Source organism: Dyadobacter sp. SRI_021 (assembly GCF_057586235.1).
This window is the reverse complement of the sequence record NZ_JBYCZM010000003.1, coordinates 118,009-139,288: the sequence shown is the minus strand read 5'-3', so window position 1 is coordinate 139,288 and position 21,280 is coordinate 118,009. Positions and strand designations below refer to the sequence as shown.

Annotated in this window: 20 protein-coding genes; 6 read left to right on the top strand and 14 right to left on the bottom strand. The window is 48.1% G+C overall.

Features of this window, described 5'->3' with window-relative positions:
- Positions 1-11: 11 nt before the first annotated feature.
- From AC2YIT_RS09940 to AC2YIT_RS09905, 8 genes are all read right to left on the bottom strand, one after another.
- Positions 12-665 (bottom strand): OmpH/Skp family outer membrane protein, encoded by a 654-nt coding sequence (locus AC2YIT_RS09940; protein ID WP_487279078.1) that lies wholly within the window; start codon positions 663-665, stop codon positions 12-14.
- Between the two features lie 54 nt (positions 666-719).
- Positions 720-3,317 (bottom strand): outer membrane protein assembly factor BamA, encoded by a 2,598-nt coding sequence (gene bamA / locus AC2YIT_RS09935; protein WP_430844345.1) that lies wholly within the window; start codon positions 3,315-3,317, stop codon positions 720-722.
- A gap of 6 nt (positions 3,318-3,323) precedes the next feature.
- Complete coding sequence (uppS, locus tag AC2YIT_RS09930; protein WP_430844344.1) at positions 3,324-4,076, bottom strand: undecaprenyl pyrophosphate synthase; 753 nt, start codon at positions 4,074-4,076, stop codon at positions 3,324-3,326.
- 317 nt (positions 4,077-4,393) lie between these two features.
- Entirely contained in the window at positions 4,394-5,176 is a 783-nt protein-coding gene (locus tag AC2YIT_RS09925) for a LytR/AlgR family response regulator transcription factor (protein ID WP_487279077.1), read from the bottom strand.
- A complete protein-coding gene (locus AC2YIT_RS09920; protein ID WP_430844341.1) occupies positions 5,160-6,608 on the bottom strand; it encodes a histidine kinase in 1,449 nt (482 codons plus the stop codon). The genes AC2YIT_RS09925 and AC2YIT_RS09920 overlap by 17 nt, the downstream gene beginning before the upstream one ends.
- 25 nt (positions 6,609-6,633) lie before the next feature.
- Positions 6,634-7,290 carry a hypothetical protein gene (locus tag AC2YIT_RS09915; RefSeq protein ID WP_430844339.1) on the bottom strand — a complete coding sequence of 219 codons (657 nt, stop codon included), beginning with the start codon at positions 7,288-7,290 and terminating at the stop codon, positions 6,634-6,636.
- A 33-nt stretch (positions 7,291-7,323) separates the two neighbouring features.
- The gene (locus tag AC2YIT_RS09910) at positions 7,324-9,483 is read right to left on the bottom strand and encodes a TonB-dependent receptor (protein ID WP_487279076.1); all 2,160 of its coding nucleotides are present in this window, start codon (positions 9,481-9,483) and stop codon (positions 7,324-7,326) included.
- Between the two features lie 130 nt (positions 9,484-9,613).
- Positions 9,614-10,249: a 3-keto-disaccharide hydrolase gene (locus AC2YIT_RS09905; RefSeq protein ID WP_487279075.1), complete on the bottom strand. Its 636-nt coding sequence runs from the start codon at positions 10,247-10,249 to the stop codon at positions 9,614-9,616.
- A 29-nt stretch (positions 10,250-10,278) separates the two neighbouring features.
- On the opposite strand from AC2YIT_RS09905, the gene AC2YIT_RS09900 reads away from it, so the two are divergent.
- Positions 10,279-10,860 carry a fasciclin domain-containing protein gene (locus AC2YIT_RS09900; RefSeq protein ID WP_487279074.1) on the top strand — a complete coding sequence of 194 codons (582 nt, stop codon included), beginning with the start codon at positions 10,279-10,281 and terminating at the stop codon, positions 10,858-10,860.
- Between the two features lie 73 nt (positions 10,861-10,933).
- On the opposite strand, the gene AC2YIT_RS09895 is transcribed toward AC2YIT_RS09900, so the two are convergent.
- Entirely contained in the window at positions 10,934-11,353 is a 420-nt protein-coding gene (locus AC2YIT_RS09895) for a nucleoside-diphosphate kinase (RefSeq protein ID WP_430844333.1), read from the bottom strand.
- Between the two features lie 205 nt (positions 11,354-11,558).
- Between AC2YIT_RS09895 and AC2YIT_RS09890 the strand changes: the two genes are divergently transcribed.
- From AC2YIT_RS09890 to AC2YIT_RS09875, 4 genes are all read left to right on the top strand, one after another.
- A complete protein-coding gene (locus AC2YIT_RS09890; RefSeq protein WP_430844331.1) occupies positions 11,559-12,593 on the top strand; it encodes a DHH family phosphoesterase in 1,035 nt (344 codons plus the stop codon).
- A gap of 47 nt (positions 12,594-12,640) precedes the next feature.
- Positions 12,641-13,552 (top strand): FKBP-type peptidyl-prolyl cis-trans isomerase, encoded by a 912-nt coding sequence (locus AC2YIT_RS09885; protein ID WP_430844330.1) that lies wholly within the window; start codon positions 12,641-12,643, stop codon positions 13,550-13,552.
- 132 nt (positions 13,553-13,684) lie between these two features.
- Complete coding sequence (gene rdgB / locus AC2YIT_RS09880; protein ID WP_487279073.1) at positions 13,685-14,260, top strand: RdgB/HAM1 family non-canonical purine NTP pyrophosphatase; 576 nt, start codon at positions 13,685-13,687, stop codon at positions 14,258-14,260.
- 30 nt (positions 14,261-14,290) lie between these two features.
- The gene (locus tag AC2YIT_RS09875) at positions 14,291-15,184 is read left to right on the top strand and encodes a polyphosphate kinase 2 family protein (RefSeq protein WP_430844327.1); all 894 of its coding nucleotides are present in this window, start codon (positions 14,291-14,293) and stop codon (positions 15,182-15,184) included.
- Positions 15,185-15,247: 63 nt separating this feature from the next.
- Here the strand turns inward: AC2YIT_RS09875 and AC2YIT_RS09870 are convergent, their stop codons facing one another.
- The 5 genes from AC2YIT_RS09870 to eno form a co-directional block, all read right to left on the bottom strand.
- Positions 15,248-16,201 carry a hypothetical protein gene (locus AC2YIT_RS09870; RefSeq protein ID WP_430844326.1) on the bottom strand — a complete coding sequence of 318 codons (954 nt, stop codon included), beginning with the start codon at positions 16,199-16,201 and terminating at the stop codon, positions 15,248-15,250.
- 329 nt (positions 16,202-16,530) lie between these two features.
- Positions 16,531-17,106: a hypothetical protein gene (locus tag AC2YIT_RS09865; protein ID WP_487279072.1), complete on the bottom strand. Its 576-nt coding sequence runs from the start codon at positions 17,104-17,106 to the stop codon at positions 16,531-16,533.
- Positions 17,107-17,183: 77 nt separating this feature from the next.
- Positions 17,184-18,716 carry a 2,3-bisphosphoglycerate-independent phosphoglycerate mutase gene (gpmI, locus tag AC2YIT_RS09860; RefSeq protein WP_487279071.1) on the bottom strand — a complete coding sequence of 511 codons (1,533 nt, stop codon included), beginning with the start codon at positions 18,714-18,716 and terminating at the stop codon, positions 17,184-17,186.
- Positions 18,717-18,755: 39 nt separating this feature from the next.
- On the bottom strand, positions 18,756-19,088 hold the full coding sequence (locus AC2YIT_RS09855; RefSeq protein WP_487279070.1) for an FtsB family cell division protein: 333 nt from the start codon (positions 19,086-19,088) through the stop codon (positions 18,756-18,758).
- 58 nt (positions 19,089-19,146) lie between these two features.
- Positions 19,147-20,418: a phosphopyruvate hydratase gene (eno, locus tag AC2YIT_RS09850; RefSeq protein ID WP_430844319.1), complete on the bottom strand. Its 1,272-nt coding sequence runs from the start codon at positions 20,416-20,418 to the stop codon at positions 19,147-19,149.
- 129 nt (positions 20,419-20,547) lie between these two features.
- Here eno and AC2YIT_RS09845 point away from each other — a divergent pair, with 129 nt between their 5' ends.
- Positions 20,548-21,249, top strand: a complete 702-nt coding sequence (locus tag AC2YIT_RS09845; protein ID WP_430844317.1) for a rhodanese-like domain-containing protein — start codon at positions 20,548-20,550, stop codon at positions 21,247-21,249.
- Positions 21,250-21,280: the final 31 nt, after the last annotated feature.

Sequence of the window (21,280 nt, the reverse complement as noted above, 5' to 3'; positions counted from 1 at the left end):
TGCTTTGTTACTTATTTAAGTTTACTGTTTGTACTTTTTTGTTTTGGTGAGTTCTTCGCAGGCGCGGTAGGCTGCTGTTGGGACGGCTCCTCCGGTTTAGCATTTTTATCACTACCACCGGTCTTATCACTACTTCCTGCTTTGTTAGCCTTCGGATCGATCCCCAATTCCTCCATTACGTAATCCGAATAATCGTGTTTCGGATTGGTGTAAAGCATGCCTATGTCGCTGGATTTATCGAACATAAAATCGAGCCTGCGCTGACTGCAAACTTTGGTCACTGCGCGCTGTACCTTTTCAAGTACTGGCTTCATCAGCTCTTTTTTCTTTTGGAACAGAAGCCCTTCCACACCGAATATTTTACTGTTATATTCACCTGCTTCCAGCTCCTTCTCCTTTATTTCACTCTGCCTCTTCCGTTTCAGTTCGTCGGTCAGCAGGATCTCTTCTGCCATGTAAGCACGCTGCATGCGATCGATCTCGGCAAATTTGTCCTGGATTTCCTTCGCCCACTTGTCAGAGAATTTCTTCATCTCTGCCTGCGCAGCCTGGTATTCGGGCATTTTACTGGTGATGAATTCCATGTCCGTATACCCGATCTTCTGAGCATATAGTGCTGAACTGCATAGAATTGACAAAACTAGTAAAATAAAGATGTTCTTCATGCCAAGCTGCTAATATAATTTGCAAACCTCTTAACGAATGCCCCTGTCTGATTATTATCTGATCTGCTGGCCGATTGTAAAGTGGAACTGGGGCCCGCTCCGGGTATTTTGCCCCTGGATTTTGTCAAACCCATAACCCCAGTCGATACCGAGCAAACCGAACGCCGGCATGAAAATTCTCGCACCAATACCCGCGGAACGTTTCAGGTCGAACGGATTGAAATCGCTGTAACTCCCCCAGTTGTTACCACCTTCGGCAAAACCGAGGACGAAAATCGTGGCCTGTGGGTTAAGCGAAACCGGGTAGCGAAGTTCCATCACATATTTGTTATAAACAATACCTCCGCCTGACGCTGGATAACCATTCTGCGCCAGTGGTCCAACTTTCTGATCCTGGTAGCCGCGAAGACCGATAATATCCTGGTCCGCGAGCGAGAATGTACCCTGACCAGCCAGACCCGAACCACCCAGAATGAAGCGGCCGAACGGGCTGTAACCAACCTTGTTTCCGTACGCGCCCAGGAAACCCATGTGTGCACGGGTACTCATCACGAGCTTACCTACGATGGTCGCATAGTAGCTCGCATCGAACATCCATTTGTGGTATTCAACCCACCGGTAAGTATCCGTTTTATCGGAAAATGCTTTCTTCCTGAATACCGAGTAAGGTGGCGTGAAAGTAGCGCTCAAAGAGATGTTACTACCACTTCTCGGGAATTGGAAGTCACTCAATGTGTTCCGCGAGATCGTGGTATTGAATGAAATGTTGTTCGAAGTACCTTTGCTGTAACCGATCCGGAAGATGTCAAGGCTATCGAGGCGGTAGCGCTGGTATGATAGCGAGTGCGTCATCACGAGGTTCCGGTCCGGCTCTTTCAAACGACGGCCGAGCGACAGGGTAATACCATTGTTATAGTAACCTCCGCGGTAGCTTACTCTTCCGCCTCCTCCGCTTGTGTTGTAGCCATAGTAGGAGCTCAGATCGGTCATACGATAAACCGTACGCTGGAATGAAACACCGAAGTTGATTGGTTTTTTACCACCTAACCATGGCTCGCTGAACGAGAGCGAGTAGGTTTGATATTGCTTACCATTGGCCTGGAAGCGCAATGATAGCTTTTGTCCGTCACCGGAAGGCAATGGGCGCCATGTCTCGCGATTCGGGATATTCTTAATGGAGAAGTTATTGAAAACCAAACCAAGCGTTCCCACAAAACCAATGTAACCTCCCCAACCACCAGAAAGCTCGATCTGGTCAGATGGCTTTTCCTCCACGGTGTATTCGATATCCACAGTACCGTCTGCCTGGTTAGGGATCGGGTTAATCTGGATTTTCTCAGGATCGAAATAACCCATTTGCGACAGCTGGCGCTGGGTATTGATAATCTCCGTCTTGCTGAATTTCTGACCTGGCAGCGTAAATAGCTCGCGCAACACGACGCGGTCGCTGGTTTTGGTGTTACCGTTCAGGAGAATGCGATTGATGGTCGCCTGTTTACCTTCGAACATGCGGAGCTCTACGTCGATCGAGTCGCCCTCAACGGCCCTTTCGGTAGGTTCGATGTGGAAATAGAGGTAACCGTCGTCCATGTAAATCGAGCTGACGTCGGAGCCTGGAATACCGTTGATTTTCTTATCCAGCTCCTCCGGATTGTACACATCGCCTTTCTTCACCCCCAGGCGTTCACTCAGGTACGATGAGGGGTACAGATAGTTCCCCGACCAGGTGATGTTACGGTAATAGTATTTCTGACCTTCATCGATCTTCATGTCGATGCTGATCGTCTCGTCTCCGTTTTTAATAGTATCGAACTCGATCACCGCGTCACGGTAACCGTTTTTGCGGTAGTAAGCGATGAGCTTTTCCTTATCCTCATCGTATTTTTTAGGAATGTATTTGGATGGGTTGAAAAGACGACCAATACGGCGCTGCTTGGTGCCTTTCATTTTGCGCTTCAGCGTTTTGTCGCTGATCGCCGTGTTGCCTTCGATGTTGATTTTCTGAATCTTAACCTTTTTGCCTTTGGTAATGGCGAAGTTCAAAGTAGCCTGCCCACGCGTCGAATCAGGGATTTGGAGGACTTTTACTTTGGTGTTATAAAAACCTTTGTCCTGATAATATTTCTTGATAACCAGCTGCGTATTCTTGATAATTGTCGGCGTGATCACGCGGCCTTTGATCAGCTTCACTTTGTCGTTCAACGTTTCACGCTCGCCTTTACGGACACCTGAGAAGGATACTTTGTAAAGCCTCGGACGTTCTTTAATGTGAATATTCAACCAAACCTTCTCGCCTTCAATCTTCGTTGCCATGATTTCGACGTCATCCAGCGTACCGAAATCCATCATCTTCTTGATAGATGAAGTTACAGCCGGTCCTGGAATGCGGATTTTGTCACCTGGCTTCAAACCAGAAATGGAGATCATCGAATTCGGATCGAGGAACTGGGTACCCGAAACAGTCACTTCTGCAATCGTGTACTCTTTGGGATTAGCAGGATCGATACCCAGATTGGTCGGAGCGGCAGCAGGTTTTGCACCTCCGATGCCTACACGCTGCGCCTGTACCGAAACACAGCAGCACAGCAGGATTATTGCAGAAAGGCCTTTGAGATGTGCTAATGATTTATTCAAATTTTTCACTGGGTTCATATAATTCTACTTAGCACCATTCGCTTTAATTTGTTCACCCGTTTTGCCGAAGCGTCTTTCGCGGTTCTGATACGAAAGTATCGCCTCGTACAAATGCTCCCGGCGGAAATCGGGCCAGAAAAGATCCTCATAAAAATACAGTTCAGAATATGCCAGCTGCCAAAGCAGGAAGTTGCTGATCCTGTGGTCACCGCCTGTCCGGAGCATCAGGTCCACCTCGGGGCGGTTGCCCGTCGATAAATTCCCTGCTACTACTTCTTCATTGATTTCTTCGGAGAGCAAAACGCCGTTACGAACATCTTCGGCGATTTTGCGTGCTGCCTGGGTAATGTCCCATTTGCCACTGTAACCCAATGCCAAGATGAGATTCAGACCGGTATTGTTGCGTGTTTCCCAAATAGCTTTTTCAAGTTGGTTCTGGCAGCTCTTCGGCAGGCTCGCCGTATCTCCGATCGTATCGAGCTTCACGTTGTTTTTCATCATCGTAGGCAGCTCGTTACCGATCGATTGCACGAGCAGCTCCATCAGCGCCCTTACTTCAAACTCCGGGCGTGCCCAGTTTTCGGTGGAAAAAGCATACAACGTCAGACAAGAAACCCCGAGCTCCGCACATCCTTCCGTCACTTCCCTCACCGCCTTGATCGCATTGCGATGACCAAACACACGCGCTGCTCCCTGGTTTTGGGCCCATCTTCCGTTACCGTCCATGATAACGGCTATGTGTTTTGGCAGATTGCCCGTATCAATGAGCTCCTTCATTACTCCTGACTCCTTTTAACCTTTTTTAACAAAACAAAAACAACATTTTCGAAGGGCCTGCCATCGGGAATGATTTTCAGCCGCTCCGGGTTATTTCAGGAATCGCTTTGCCAGTAAACAAATACGCAGCAACCTGTCAATGTGTGCCGAAAATCTGCACATTTCATTCCTGCTCCCGTCACTAGCCTACCAGAAAGTCCTGATGGACAACGCATTAACCTCCAAAATAACAATGGAAATTTAAACGAGGGCGCAATTTAGGAATAAGAATCAGGTCTACAAAATGAATATTCCGGTACAATCAGGGTGTAATTCGATTAATTATCAAGAAGATGGCGGATCGCGTCGCCATAGGTACTTCCGCTGGTAACTTGCGAACCCTTGCGGTCGCGCATCACGATCACGTACTTGCCGTTGAAGTGTTTCTGGATTTCCTTGATATGGTGAGAGTTGACGATACCGGCCCGGCTCACGCGCAGGTAATGCTTGGGAAGCTTCTCTTCGAGCGAAGTAAGCGTGTAGTTGAGCAGGTACTTCTGCCCGTCGAGGGTATTCAGGAAAACGTATTTTTCCTCCGCTTCAAAATGCGTGATTTCCGTCATGGGAATTAGCAGAATGCGGTCGCCGGATTTCACCGACAATGAAAATATCTCCTTTTTCGGCTTCATTTCTTCCAGAAGCCTCAACAGGTTTTCGGAATAGGGATTGAAACTGCCTGAATGGCCGTTTGCGGCCTGAGTAATGTTCTTAATCTTATCGATCGTCTTCAGGAGCCGGTCGTTTTCCACCGGTTTGAGCAGGTAATCCACCGAGTTCTCTTCAAATGCACGGATCGCGTACTGGTCGTAAGCGGTTGAAAATACTACCAAAGGCATTTTGGTCACTTTGGAAAGCATTTCGAAGCCGTTCAGCAGCGGCATTTCAATGTCGAGGAAAATAACATCGGGTTGATGTTTGTCGATTTCGACCAGTCCCTCCGCGCCATTCCTGGCTTCCGAAACAATATCGAAAGTGTCGGGATGCTTTTCGAGGAGCCTTCTGAGGCGGCTCAATGCAAGCTGTTCATCGTCGATCAGGATCGTTTTAAGCGGAAAAAGCATGATTGGATTGTTGATGTTGTTCAATAGCGGATTTCTGAATGGCAATATTAACCGATTTGTGCGGTTGATTGTGCAGTTCCAAACGCGCATTCTCACCGTAAAGCAGTTTCAGTTTATCTTGAATACTACGCATACCATAGCCTGCACCGAGAGTGTCCGAAAATGCCGGACCGCTGTCATGCACGCACAAATGCAGCCATTGGTCTTTTTCATAGATCTTCACCACAATGTTCCCCTGATCGGCCATGCGTGAAATGCCGTGTTTGATCGCATTCTCTACGATCGGCTGCAAAATGAATTTCGGCACTTGCAGGCTTTTCAAAGAGTCTTCCTCCACTTCCACTGTAAACCGTAGCCGGTCTCCAAACCGCACCTTCTCGACCTGCAGATAGGTTTCCACCATTTCCAACTCGTTTTCGATGGTGTCAAAATAATCGCTCGTCTTACGGCCGGTGGTGTAGCGGAACAGTTTGGAGAGCAGCAGCGTCATTTCCTCCGCTTTATCGGGATTCTCATGCACGAGGCTGGCAATGCTGTTTAATGAATTATATAAAAAATGCGGGTTAATGCGGGCCTGCAATGCGTCCAGCTCGGCGCGGGTTTTCAGTTTTTCAAGATTTAGTAACTGATACTCCTGATCGGAAATCTTGCGGGAAATCTGCCGGCCTTCGCGGCTCAGGAAGTAAAACACGTTGGCGATCGCCACAGGCGCCCATGCATACCAGTACCAGGGTGCATTCTGCGAGGGCTCGGACGGGTAGTGCGCGACGTATTCGTTCACGAGATCGGCAGCAAAGAAGTAATGTACGGATATTGCCAGCAGGCTGTCGAACAAAAAGATGATGATCGACAGGATAATATGCTTGGCGAGCAGGCTTTTGACGATCATATCCAGCCAGGTGGTAAGCCCTTGTGTCACGAGTATCGTGCATACGCCCGTAGCAATGTTGAGTATCACCAGATATTTGTAGAAAGCCAGCCGGATAGGCTCCTCGGTAAACGACAACTCGGCCGTGAAATAGGCGATCGCATTAAAACCGTACAATATCACCGCCCCGAGAATAGCGGCCACCAGTGTACCTACCCAGCCCTGGTTCTGAATAATGGCTATCAGGCTGAAATCCTGCCAGTTGAATGATCTTTCCTGTGAAGTAAAACTGAAATTAGCCCCCTCTACCTTTGCCCCGCTCAAATCCACATCGGACAGGCTACTGAAACTCAGATCCGCATTGCGCAGATCGGCATTCCGGAAAGTCGTCCGGTCGAGGGCTGAGAAACGAAGTTTTGCATTGCGCAGATTAGCCCCGTCGAAGTTAATATCCTTCAAACTCGAAAAGCTGAAATCTGCATTTTCCAGATCCATGTTACTGAAATCCCTTCCGTCCAGCGATGAGGCTGTCATGCGCAACGGCTTCGTCTTGTTGTCGTCCATGCTACTTAAACCCTAAACGTTAATATCAGTTTGTCTGAGAAAGCATCCATTCGGTTTCCATTTTGCCCCAATCCGGGTGAATCGTCGTTTCCGGTTTAAAAGCACTGAATTTCTGTTGGGCTTTTTCGAGCATCGGCTTGGCCACCTTTTTCCCGCCGCCATATTCTTCGGGCGTGAAGAAGAGGCTCGAACCTTCCAGGTAATAAATCCGCGGATTCTCTGCATTGATCGACTTCGCCGATTGCAGGAATCCCTGGAACTTCTCTCCATCCTCCTGCCAGCGGTTCATCGGGTCAGCAGCGAGGTGGATTTGGGATTGATATGCTTTTAAAACCTCGATTTCGTCGTTCGGCTTGCCGGCAATGCCCTCTGCGTCTTTCAATAAGGCGTTTGCTTTATCGAGATACTGATCTTTTTCTGTCAGGGTTGGTGCTACAAAGCCCAGCAGTACATTGGAATAGGCCGCATAATACTTCGGCAGCCATTCTTTCGGCTCCGCGGCGGCAATGCGTTCGAAGCGGTTGGCAATGTCCACCAGGCTTTTGGGGTCAGGCTTGGAGCGGTCGATGCCGTTCAATGCTTTGATACCGTCGCCCATGGCCTGGGTATATTTCTCGTTCTGCGCCTGGCTGATGCGGGTGACAAACACAAATAGCAATACGAATGCAAATAGCTTTTTCATTTTTTCTTTATTTAAAATATTGATTATGAATGTTTAAAAATCGTCTTTCTCCACTTTCGCTTTCTTCGAGAGCATGATCTGCATGCCTACAAAAAAGCTGCGGTAGCTCTGCGGGCCCACTGCGTAGCGCGTTTTGCCGTCGGGCGTGTAGCGGTAGGTGAACACATTACGGGTATTGAGGATATTATCGACTGTGGCATAGAAAATCACCAGGTTGCCTTTAATGCTCTGCAACTTGCTGGCCTGAATGCTCACATTGTGCACGGCAGGCGTACGGTCTTTCAGGAATTCGTCATTGTTGGGATTGTAGTAAGGCCGGCCGCTGGTGAATGCGTAAGTGGCGCTAAGGTTGGTTTTGGCTTTTTCAAACCACTTTTTGATAATGAGGCTGATATTATGGTTTGAGATGAATGTCGGAGTAGCCGACTGTTTATACTGCTGGAAAAGCCTTTTCGAATCTACAAAACTGTAAGTAACCCAGTAATCGAGGTTTTTGATCGATTTCTGATCGCGCCAGAAGAAGTCGAAACCGCGGGCATAACCGTCGCCGCCATTGTTGGTCGTGCCCCACGGGAAACGGTAGGGATCGGCATCGTACTTTTCCCCGGTGAATTCGCGGACGAGCTGCGCGTAGTTTTTGTAGAATGTCTCGACGCGGAATGTGCGCTGGTTTTTGATGATCTGGTAATTGAGGATCAAATGGTCGGCGCGCTCATACTTCAGGGATTTATTTAAATACAAATACCGGTAATCAGGGTTTTGGTAAAACTGCCCCGCGGCCAGGGAAATCTGACTATAACGACCGGTTTTTAATGCAAATGACAGTCTCGGAGCTACATTAGCGCGACTAATCACCGACGAATACTCGCTACGAACCCCAATGCGCCCCGCCAATGCACGGGTAATGTAAATCTCCGACTCCACGAATGCGGCTGCGTAACGATCTTTCAGCTTATATAATGTACCGTCCACGCCATTCCCGATATTGATCGCATGGGCCTCGGCGCCGAACAGAATGGTGTTGTTCCCCGTGAGCAGGCGCGTGAGCACAATGCGTGCTTGCGTGCGCTCGTCGAACCGGTCGAAGTTGGCGCCGTCCCAGGTCATATTATCCTTGTTACGGCTGTACGAAAGGCCCGAGTTCAAAGTCCAGCGGCCGTCGGCCCAGGAATCGGTGTAGGTGCTGGTGGTGAATGCATTGTTGTTTTTCAAAACCAGCCGCATTTTGCCGGTATCCGACGACGGGTCTTTGCTATTCATGCTCAAATGGCTGTCCGAGTACATGCCGTACACTTTCAGGACGCCGTTTTTGGTCGGCTTCCAGCGGTAGGTCAGTGAAGAACCTTTGAATTCCGGTGCATGGATCCACTCCACATTCTGCTTCACCAGCTTGAATAGCGGCCGCAAATTGCCATAATACACCACCGCCGACACTGATTGCTTTTTGTTGGCATAATCATAATTCAAACCCGCATTCGCCAGGTTCAAGCTAATGCCTAACCCATTATTACTGATCTTATCCGTCGTATTCAGCAGCAATACCGACGACAATGCCTGCCCGTATTGCGCCGAATAACCGCCGGTGCTGAATGAAGTGCCTTTAAACATAAATGGATTGAACCGCCCCCGTGACTGCACATCGGGTAACGAACTGAAAAACGGGTTCTGAACGATCATCCCGTCGATCACGATCTTGGTTTCCTGGCCGGAGCCGCCTCTTACAAATAGCCCCTCCTGCTCCCCTACCCGCTGTGCGCCCGGGAGGAACTGCATTGCCCCGGTAATATCCGCCGCCGCGCCTGCCGTAGTGACAATATCCAGCGGTTTCAGCATAGCCATCCGTTTTTCGTCCGAAGCCTCGAATGCGCCTGCGGTGATTACGACGGTATTCAGTTCGTTAGCGAGTTCTTCAAGCTTGATGGTCATTGCCGGAGTGCCTTCTTTCAGATTAATCTTCTTTTCAAAAACCTCATATCCTACATAACTCGCCGCCAGCGTCGCCGTATCCGACTCCGATGTCTGGAACGCGAAAACGCCGTTCGCGTCGGTTGTACCGCCGTCGTAGGTACCTTTCAGGAACACGTTCGCGCCGGGCAATGCATTTCCTTTGTGATCAGTCACCTTGCCCTGAATGCTCTTTTGAGCAAAAACGGCGGGGGTAACGAATAGCAACAGATAATAAAAAAGCTTCATGGCTAATAGATGATGTGTAACTGCTGACACAAATCTATTGGCCATGAAGCCGTTTGGTAAGTGATTTCCGACGAAGTGCCGGTTTCAGGCGGATGAATTCGCCCGGTGACGGAATGAAAAACCGTTGCTTTTAGAGCTCTTCGAGCAGGATGTCTTTCCAGCGCACCTTGATACCGCCGCCGTCGTGGATCTGCAATGCGATCGAACCTTCGCCCGCACCGATTTTAGCATCGGTAAGGTCTACCATTTCGTGACCATTAAGCCAGGTTTGCGTGCGGTCGCCTTCCGCGCGGATGCGCAGGGTGTTCCATTCGCCCATTTTCAGGAAGCCTTCTTTCTCCTCGGGAATCTGCACGAGCCAATTCCGCCCGTACGATTCATAAATGCCCCCGGTGTCGTGGTTTGGCGGCGCCACTTCCACCTGCCAGCCCGAAACTTTGGTCCCCGTTACGGTTGAACGAAAGAATACCCCGCTGTTGCCATTCGCCTCCTGTTTGAATTTCAGGGACAAATCGAAATTTTTGTAAAATTTGTCGGTGGTGAGGTAGCCGTACTTCTTGTCGGGGCCGCTCTCGCAGATAAGCTCACCGCCTTCAACGTACCATTTTTCGGTACCATGGACGGTCCAGCCTTTCAGGTCTTTTCCGTTGAATAATTTGACAGGCTTTTTCAATGGATCGGCGGAAGGCTCTTTCAGCGCGAAAAACGCCGAATTGAGCGTTAGAACAGCTGCTCCGGCGACGATCAATCGTCTCAATTTTAACATGGTGGTTATAGGATTAGGATTAAAAATTTATGGTTACAAATTCTATCAAACTACATTTTGCATTAGTTTTACGAAAATTAACCACTTGGAAAGCTATGAAAAAAAACCGTTTTGGGGGGCGTTGGGCTACATTTTTTTTGGCGGCAGGGCTATTTTCAACGATTTTGATTTCTTGTAAGGAGAACAGTGACGACATGGTCGGTCAGAAAACTGTCTCCGATGTTATTCGCGAAAATCCTGAGTTCAGCATTCTGAAAGAGCTCGTCATTTATACAGAAGGGACTGATGCTTTGAAAGCGCAGAATGCGACTTTTTTTCTCCCATCGGACGCGGCTTTCAACAAAGCTAAAATTACCAGTGCGTCGCAAATCACATACATGCCGCAGGATTCAGTAAGAAATTTCCTCAACAGCCACGTTTTGAAAGGACTGGTTTCATATGCCGAACTCAAACCAGGAAAATATGATGCCGTATACAAAAAATTCAAACTTGAAATTGCAAAAAAAGATACCTCATTTACCATCAACGGATCTGAAATCGCGAGAAGGAATGTAAATGCGTCAAACGCGATCATTCAGGTAGTAGACAGTCTGTTCGTAAAGGTTAAATAGTCATACGAAGCATAAAAAGGAAAACCCCGAAGCATCACGCCTCGGGGTTTTCCTTTTTAATATACGAACCTTCTCAAAACTGCTCTACATGCGAGAAGAAGAAATTCCCCTCGATTTCCGCGTTTTCGTCTGAATCCGAACCGTGGATCGCATTCTTTTCGATCGATATCGCGAACAATTTGCGGATGGTGCCTTCCTCGGCATTCGCCGGGTTGGTAGCACCAATGAGCGTACGGAAATCCGCCACCGCATTCTCCTTTTCAAGGATCATCGGGATGATCGCTCCGGACGACATATACTGGCAAAGATCATTGTAGAAAGGACGCTCCTTGTGCACGGCGTAAAATTCCCCGGCACGCTCGGAGGTAAGCTGCGTTTTTTTCAGGGCCACAATCCGGAATCCTGCTGCTTCGATCATCTTGATGATTGAACCCGAATGACCATCCTTCACAGCGTCAGGCTTGATCATGGTAAATGTCTTATTCGTTGGCATACGTACTTGGCTATTAATGATACTGCCTGCAAGCTACTATATTTCAATCTAAATCCCCGAACCTTTCACTCGTAAACGGCAGCCTTATGTTAAATCATCGCCTGATTGCCAGCCTTTACCGCGTATCATGAAGCAAATCCCAACAGTTTTGTTAATTTTGTGGGCTCTAAGCAAACAGGAAATACCTCTTTTGAACTAAGTTACTGTGAATCAAATCATTGAAGAGCTTCGCTCTTTTTTATCCCAACCCCAAAAAATTGTTATCACAACGCACCGCGATCCGGATGCGGATGCATTGGGTTCATCCCTGGGCTGGGCCAGTTATTTGCTCAAAAAAGGACATGAAGTGACGGTTATCAGCCCAACCGACTATGCTGCGAACCTTCGCTGGCTTTCGGGCATGGAGCATGTGCTCGTGTATGAGAAAGCTTCGGAGCAAGGTAAATGCAAGAAGAAAATCGAGCAGGCGACGCTGATTTGCTGTCTCGACTTTTCGGCATTGTCGCGGTTGAAGGACCTGGGCAAGGTAGTACAGGATGCTGCGGCGCCAAAAATGATGATCGACCACCACCTCGAACCGGAGCATTTCGCGAGATGGATGGTTTGGGATACCACGGCGGCGGCTACCGCACAGCTGGTTTATGAGTTGGTTAAAGAAATGGAAGGCGGCCTCCCTGCCGAACAAATTTTTGACGTTCCCATGGCCGAATGCCTTTATGCCGGCATTATGACCGACACCGGCTCGTTCCGGCATGGTAATGTGACGCCCGCCGTGCATCTGGCAGTAGCCGATCTGATGCGTACCGGCTTCGATTCGAGCCGTGTACACAGGCTGATCTACGATAATGCGCCGCTTTCGCGCCTGCAATTCCTGGGTTATGTGCTTTGCAACAAACTCACAGTGCTTCCGGAGTACCGCACGGCTTATATGGTCCTGACCGAAGCGGAATTGCAAAAATTCAACTCGGCATCGGGCGAAACGGAGGGGATCGTGAACTACGGCTTGCAGGTCGAAAATGTCGTGATGTCGGCTATGTTCATCGAACGTAAAGGCGAGGTGAAGATCTCGTTCCGCTCGGTAGGCTCGTTCTCGGTACGCGACCTTGCCAGCACGCATTTCAGCGGCGGCGGGCATAAGAATGCTTCGGGAGGTCGATCCGAACAATCAGTAAATGAAACAGTTGCAAGATTTTTAAGCATACTTCCTTCATACCAGGAAGAACTTTTAAGCGTTGACTAAACTTAAATTCCACATTCACCAAAATATCTTCTAATTAACACGTCCCAATGAATTTAAAAACAATCGGTTATGCGATGGGCATAACTATTCTCGCAGCCGCTTGCAATCAACATCGTCAGCAGGTTACCGAAAGCGGCCTCAAATACACACTTTTCGATCACGAAGACGATGCAAGAAAGGCTAAACTGGGGGATATCATGACATTCCACCTGGTGTTGAAGAATGGTACCGACTCCACGCTCCGCGATACATATAAAGAGAAAAATCCGGTGAAAATGGTATTGCAGGCACCTCCTTACAAAGGCAGCTTTGAGGAAGGCCTTACCATGCTTGCTACGGGCGATAGCGCGAAGTTTCTGGTTAATGCGGATACCTTGTTCGCGAAAATTGGTCAGCCAATGCCTCCGATGATTAAAAAAGGTTCGGAACTGAGCTTTACCGTGAAAGTAGTAAGCGTTCTCACTTCGGAAGAATTCCAGAAGCAACAAGCTGAGGCAGGTAAAAAACAAAAGGATATCGACGCGAAAATCATCGACGAATACCTGGTTAAAAACAACCTGAAAGCAAAAGCAAGAAAAACGGCTTCGGGCCTTGTTTACGTGGTACAAACGGAAGGAACAGGCGCAAGCCCTGCTGCCGGCGACAATGTGAAAGTACATTACACGGGCAAATTCCTGGACGGCAAGGAGTTCGACAGCTCTAAAAACCAGGGTAAACCACTCGACCTGCAAGTAGGCGCGGGAATGGTGATCCAGGGCTGGGACGAAGGCCTTACGCTGATGAAAAAAGGGGAAAAAGGCTTATTGCTGATCCCTTCGGGCCTTGCTTACGGACCTGAAACTTACGGACCCATCCCTGGTAACTCGGTATTGCAGTTCGAAATGGAACTGATCGACTTTACAAAAGGCGCTAAACCAGCTGCCGGTCCTGCATTACCTACACCTGCTCCGGCTAAGTAAAGCTTCGACTTTTTATAAATGCCACGAAGGCACGAATTGACACGAATGGTTTCGTGAATATTCGTGCCTTCGTGGCATACAACCCTTCCCATTTTTGCGTAAAATGCACCTCCTTTCACCATCATTTTACGCATGAAACTTTGCTTTGCCACCAACAACCGGCATAAACTCGAAGAAATACAGGCATTGCTCGGCGACCAGTTCGAGCTGGTCACACTAAGCGACATCGGCTGCGACACCGATATTCCCGAGCCGTTCGACACCATCGCCGAAAATTCTCATGAAAAAGCCCGGTTCGTCCGGGATAATTTCAGCATCGATTGCTTCGCCGACGACACCGGCCTCATTGTCGACGCATTGAATGGCGAGCCAGGTGTCAAATCCGCGCGTTATGCTGGCGAACAGCGCGATTCTAACGACAATATCGACCTGCTTCTCAAAAACCTCGTAAACAAGCCAAACAAGGCGGCGCGCTTTCAAACTGTCATCACCTTATCGTGGCAAGGCCAGTATTACCAATTTGAAGGAACTGTGGAAGGCACCATCATCGATGAGAAACGCGGCATCAACGGCTTTGGATATGATCCGGTATTTGTTCCGGAGGGACACTCGCGCACATTCGCTGAAATGGCCATGCAGGAAAAATCAGAACTGAGCCACCGCGCGCGCGCATTCGCGAAGCTGGTCGCTTTTCTGAAAGGCCAATGATATTTTATCCATCATTTAAATCGTACGGACATGTCGGACTTCAATTCGGATGATTATCGCTACGACGGTAGCAAAAAATTTGATATCAGTAAGGCTAAAACACGTTTTAAGGATATCTACGCCGATAAGGCGGAGTATGAAGCGATGCAGGAAGAATCGGCGAAGGAGCTCGATGAACTGCAAAGTATGATGTATGCACACAACCGCTACGGCCTCCTGGTGATCTTTCAGGCCATGGATGCAGCCGGGAAAGACGGAACCATCAAGCACGTCCTTTCGGGCGTGAACCCGATCGGTGTCAAAATCCACTCTTTCAAACGGCCTACCGAGACCGAACTGGGCCACGATTTTCTCTGGCGGACCAACCTCGTACTGCCTCAACGCGGCACGATCACGATCTTCAACCGCAGTTACTATGAAGAAGTGCTGGTCGTGAAAGTACAGCCCGAAATCCTGACGCAATCGCAACGCCTGCCTGTGGAGCTGACCGAGGATATGGATAAGCTTTGGAAACACCGCTATTCCGATATCCGCAACCTGGAAAAATACCTTTACCGCAACGGTATCCGGGTGATCAAGTTCTTTCTGAATGTCTCGAAAGAAGAACAGGCCGAAAGGCTGATCGAGCGCATTGAAGACCCTTCTAAAAACTGGAAGTTCGAAGAGCAAGATGTGAAAGTGCGCGACAAATGGGCCGAATACATGCAGGCCTATGAGGATTGTATCAACGAAACCGCCTCCAAAAAGGCTCCCTGGTACGTAATACCGGCTGATGATAAAAAAAATCTGCGTCTTACTGTCGCCAAAATTGTTGCCGAGGAATTGAAGAAGATGAAAATGTCCTATCCCGATTCCGGGCCGGCGCGCACCGAAGAGCTGCGTCATTTCATCGACATTATCAACGCCCAAACGAAACAGCCCTAAAAAAGGAAGGCCGTTGATCGATGATCAACGGCCTTATAGCTATGCATGGTGTGAAGTTATATCTTATTTCTTGATGGTGAAATTACCTCCACCAATTTTGTATCCTTCCGCATACAGCTCCACATTATACTTTCCAGGGCGGAACTTGCTGGCGTTATCGTACAACATCTCCACTTTCTGGTTGTTGTTCTGATAAGCGATCGACTCACGGGTAGTGAATTTAGATGGCGCTCCATCGATTTCAAATTCACCTGAGCCAGTGGCATCGTCAGCTACAACCGCTCCATCAGGATCCAACACACGCACATAAATATCTTTTGGCTCCTGAGCAGTCAGCTCGTTTTCCGGAAGGTTGAAAACCAGTTTCAACTTGTCGACGCGGCTGGCTTTGTATTCGTCTTTGTCTTTGGTTTTACCGCGTGAATTCACGGCCAATACTTTGAGGTTTTGTGCTTTCAGTGCAGCGGCTTTGCTCACTTTCGCGCTCAGCTCTTTGTTTTGCGCGGTGAAAGTCACCACAGAGTCGGTCAGTTCAGCCTGGCGTTGTACCAGTCTTTCACGTTCGCTGGTGAGCGTTCCCACATGTGTGTGAAGGGAATCGTTGCTCGCTACCAGTTTCTCGTTTTCAGCTTTCAGCTGTGCGATCATCTCGTCTTTCTCAGCCAGGAATTTTTCGTATTCCTTAATTTTGCCGAGGTATTTGTTGGTTTCAACTCTTCTGCTGCGGCTGAATGCTACCTTGTCAGCTTCGAGCTTCTCCTTCATTTTGGTTAGTTCTGTAACATCACCTCCCAATTTTTCAACTTCCGCAATTTTTGCATCCAGTACGGTGGAAATAGAATCCAGTTTAGTTTTGGTTACAGCCAACTCTCTTGCCTTTTCGACTACCATTGACTCTTGCTGGGTCAACTCTTGTTTCTGAGTTGTGAACAAGTAGCCGAACATGGCTGTTGCAAGCCCAAGGACAACTACCATTGCCCAGGCGATGCTCTGCTTATTTTTCTGTTCTTGTTGCATTGATATTAAGTTTACTTGTGTGATTTAGTTTCTCATGAGACAGGTTAAAAATCAAATCCGGGTCTACATGTTGTTCTGCGTTCACATCAAACAATTCTGTGCCGCTCAATGCCGACTGCTCAAACAGGCCATATATTCAAAACCCGCAAATCCACTTGAAATGCAAAAAAGAGCCTCATTATCATGAATTTGGCTCTTTTAAAATGATATTTTTGAATTCAGAAAATTGCTACAAACCGCTGGCTATCTCAAATTTACAGTTGGAAAGTTGGGTAATGTTACCACAAAATATGGTGTAGAGATACATAGAAAATAATGCAATTACCCTGTTAAAGTCCTATTTCACCACGAATGCTGAACACCTTCTTCTCCACGAAAATGAGCTTTTGGTAGCCGGTTACATCATAAGTGTTTATTTCCAGAAGGTTATTCCGTTTTACCGCATTTAGAATTAGTTTCTTTTCGGAGTTATAGACCTTATTTGACGCGCGGATCAGAGCCTCGACACGCAATGGCTGCTTTAAAACAGAATCCGTATCAATTTTCAGATAGGCTACGGGCAGGTCGTTACCCGGCTTAATGCGGTATTCATATTGCAGTGGACCATTTTGGACCACTTCGTAACTCTGACGATAGGAAGGTTTGTTAATATCGGCTTGTACAAACAGTTCGAGCTCCTTCTTCCAATCTACTTCGTGCGTTTTCGAAACTTCACGTTTGCTGCCCAAAATCGCCGTCTTGCTGACTTCCGGCTTCTTTTCATTCAAATATACGATCTGATTTTCGACGAAACCTTTTAAATCGTAATAGGCTTTTGGGGCCTCGTCGCGGGTTTCTTCTTGTTGACAGGAAACCAATGAAAAGAACAGAACTGCTGCAACGATGGTAAGGATGCGGTAATGCATGGATTTCAAATGTGGCTAAAAAAACAGAGAGCCCGTTGGACTCTCTGCTGGTTAACATCAATCGATGTCTGAAAGTTTTAGAGAATGCTGGTTCCCGTCATTTCGGCCGGTTTCGCGATTCCCATCAGTTCTAGAATGGTCGGCGCGATATCCGCAAGCTTTCCATTGTTAATAGGCTTTTGATACTCATTATCCACCAGAATGCACGGCACGAGGTTCAACGAATGCGCGGTGTTCGGAGAACCGTCGTCATTCGACATGTAATCCGAGTTACCGTGGTCGGCGATGATAATCGACGAATAGCCGTGCTCCAAACCAGTAGTTACCACGGCCTGTACGCATTGATCAACCGTCTCACAAGCTTTCACAGCTGCTTCAAAAACGCCGGTATGACCAACCATATCAGGGTTAGCGAAGTTGAGACACACGAAATCCACTTCCTCCTTTTCCAGTTCAGGAACGATCGCGTCACGAATATCGAATGCCGACATTTCGGGTTGCAAATCGTAGGTCGCTACTTTCGGAGAAGGGCAAAGCAAGCGGCTTTCCCCTTCGAAAGGCTTTTCACGGCCTCCTGAGAAGAAGAACGTAACGTGCGGGTATTTCTCGGTTTCAGCAATGCGGATCTGCTTTTTGCCAGCCGATTCGAGCACTTCGCCGAGGGTGTTATTAAGATTATCTTTGTCAAAAATCACATCCACACCTTTGAAAGTATCATCATAATTGGTCATGGTGATGTATTTCAAATTGAGCTTGTGCATATTCTGCTCGTGGAAATCCTGCTGTGTGAGCGCCTGCGTGATTTCGCGGCCGCGGTCCGTGCGGAAGTTGAAGCAAAGCACCACGTCGCCGTCCTGGATCAGCGCGAGCGGAGAGCCATCGGCATTGGTAGCGATGATTGGCGTAATGAATTCGTCGGTAACGCCTTCTTCATAGGAAGCTTGTACAGCTTTCAAAACGTCGGCCGCAGGCACGTGTTTGCCTTCCCCGTGAACCATGGCGTCGTAAGCCAGTTTCACGCGCTCCCAGCGCTTATCACGGTCCATTGCATAGTAACGGCCGGTAATGCTGGCAATACGCCCTGTGCTTTGCGCCATTGATTCGGTCAGCTCCGTGAGGAAGCCCAACCCGCTTTTGGGATCGGTATCGCGGCCGTCGGTGAATGCGTGCACGAATACATCGCTCAAACCACGGTCCGCGGCGATTTGGCAAAGACCTTTCAAATGATCGATATGCGAATGCACACCGCCATCCGAAACCAGGCCGATGAAATGAACTTTCTTACCTTCGGCTTTCGCGTAGTCGAGCGCCTGTGCGAGCGCCGGCTCGTGTGCGAGCGTGCCTTCGGATACGGCGAGGTTAATTTTCACCAGATCCTGGTACACCACGCGGCCAGCCCCCAGATTGGTATGGCCTACTTCGGAGTTACCCATTTGTCCATCGGGCAAGCCGACGGCCAGACCACTCGCTTCGAGTTTGCTATGCGGGTATTTTTGAAGAATGGAATCGTAGAATGGGGTGTTGGCGGCCAGAATGGCGGAACGGTTTTCCTCGCCGACTTTGGCGATCCCCCAGCCGTCCATGATGATGAGGATGACTTTCTTGCTCAATGTATTCTGAAATTAAGATGATATTTAAAAGAGTACAACCTACTCTTCCTTTTTGCTTTCGACAGGCTGATTGTTTTCGTCCACAATCACATATACTTCTTCGTTGGACCGGCGCATCATAAATTTCTCACGGGCCCACTTTTCGAGCATTTTGGGGTTTCCGAAAACCTCATTCCGCTCCTTCTTGACCTCTTTGATCTTCGTTTCAAGAATCGCCTTTTCTTTTTCGAGATCTTTCATTTTCATCCGGTTCGACATCACGACCCGGATGTTGTTATTGTCGAGGAACAGTATCCATATCAGCCACACGACGAACGTGGCGACATAGAAGTTCTTTAATGTGTGCAAAGACCAGAATGAATGGTTTTTCATATTGAAATACCCTTAAACAAGAACCGGAGCGCTGGGCTCCGGCTCTATATGGTTTGAATTAGAACTTCAATCCCGGGAAGTATGCGCTTTCGCCCAGTTCTTCTTCGATACGGAGAAGCTGGTTGTATTTCGCCATACGGTCAGAACGTGAAGCCGAACCGGTTTTGATCTGACCTGTGTTCAATGCTACCGCGAGGTCAGCGATGGTCGCATCTTCTGTTTCACCTGAACGATGCGACATAATGCTCTTATAGCTGTTGCGTTTTGCAAGGTTTACAGTATCGATAGTCTCAGTCAAAGAACCGATCTGGTTTACTTTCACCAATACCGCGTTAGCGATTTGTGATTCGATACCTTGTTGCAGACGGTTTACGTTCGTTACGAACAAGTCATCACCTACCAGCTGGGTTTTCTTGCCGATAGAGTCTGTAAGTGTTTTCCAACCAGCCCAGTCGTCTTCGTCCATGCCATCTTCGATTGAGATGATAGGGTATTTAGCCACCCACTGAGTCCAGTAGTCAGCCATTTCATCAGAAGTCAGCTTGCGGCCATCTGATTTTTTGAAGTGGTACAGGCCATTTTCGTAGAATTCGGAAACAGCAGCGTCCATAGCGATGAAGATTTCTTCTCCTGGCTTGTAACCTGCTTTTTCGATAGCCTGAAGTACAACTTCGATAGCCTCTTCGTTCGATTTGATGTTTGGAGCAAAACCACCTTCGTCCCCTACGTTGGTTGAGTAGCCTTTGCTTTTCAAAACGGTTTTCAAAGTATGGAAAACTTCAACACCCATGCGCAATGCCTGAGAGAATGTATCTGCTTTCGCAGGCATGATCATGAACTCCTGGAAGTCGATGGAGTTATCCGCGTGGCTACCTCCGTTCAGGATGTTCATCATCGGTACCGGCAATGTGTTGGCGTTGGTACCACCTACGTAACGGTACAATGGAAGGTTTGCTTCCTGTGCAGCAGCTTTCGCAGCGGCGAGGGAAACACCCAGGATCGCGTTTGCACCCAACTTCGCCTTGTTAGGTGTGCCATCCAGTTCCAGCATAATTTTATCAATAAGGTTCTGCTCGAATACGGAGCAGCCGATCAGTTCAGGGAAAATGATGTCGTTTACATTCTCAACCGCTTTCAAAACTCCTTTTCCAACGTAAACGCTCTTGTCGTCATCGCGAAGCTCAACTGCCTCGTGCTTACCGGTAGAAGCTCCGGAAGGAACAGCAGCGCGTCCCAGATAACCATTCTCGGTACGAATATCAACTTCTATTGTAGGGTTTCCTCTTGAATCCAGAATTTGTCTTGCATGTACTGACTGAATCGTACTCATTTGCAGCTTGTGGTTTGATTAAAAATTGGAATATGGTTAACGGTACAAAATAACACAAAAAAATCGTCATCCATAAACCCGAAATCATTTTACACTAAATTTACAGGCTAGTCAACTACACCATTTACTATGAAATTAACCCGCATTCTGACCACCGCATTACTTAGCTTACCCCTTGCCTTACAAGCTCAGAAACAGCTCACTACCGATGAATTCGAAAAACAGCTGACGAAATCCGCCGACGCCCAGCTCCTGGATGTCCGGACACCCGAGGAGTATGGTGAAGGCCATTTGGCAAAAGCCGCGAACATAGATTATAAAAGTCCTGATTTCAAGGAAAAAATTGCAAAACTCGACAAGAACAAGCCTGTGTATGTATACTGCCTCTCCGGAGGAAGGAGTGCTGCGGCGGCTAACACATTGCACGAAAGCGGTTTTAAGGAAGTTTACGACATGAAAGGCGGCTATCTGAAATGGAATACCTCCGGCAAAGCCGTAGAAGGTGCCAACAAAGCCGGCGTGAAGGGCATGAGCTCAGCGGAATTTAACAAAATCATAAACTCCGAAAAGATTGTCCTGATTGACATTCACGCCAAATGGTGCCCGCCTTGTGTGAAAATGTTGCCTACTGTAACGAAGCTACAAAAGGAATATGCGGGTAAGGCCAAAATCGAAACCATCGCTTACGACCCGAATAAGGCATTGGTAAAGCAACTGGGCGTTGAAGAAATCCCTGCTTTTCTGCTTTACAAAAACGGGAAGCTCGTCACGCGCAAGAACGGTTTTATGGAAGAAAAGGAATTCCGTGCGTTGCTGGATGCGCAACTTTAAGTTTATATTAAAGTAAAATTAAAAAGTCCCT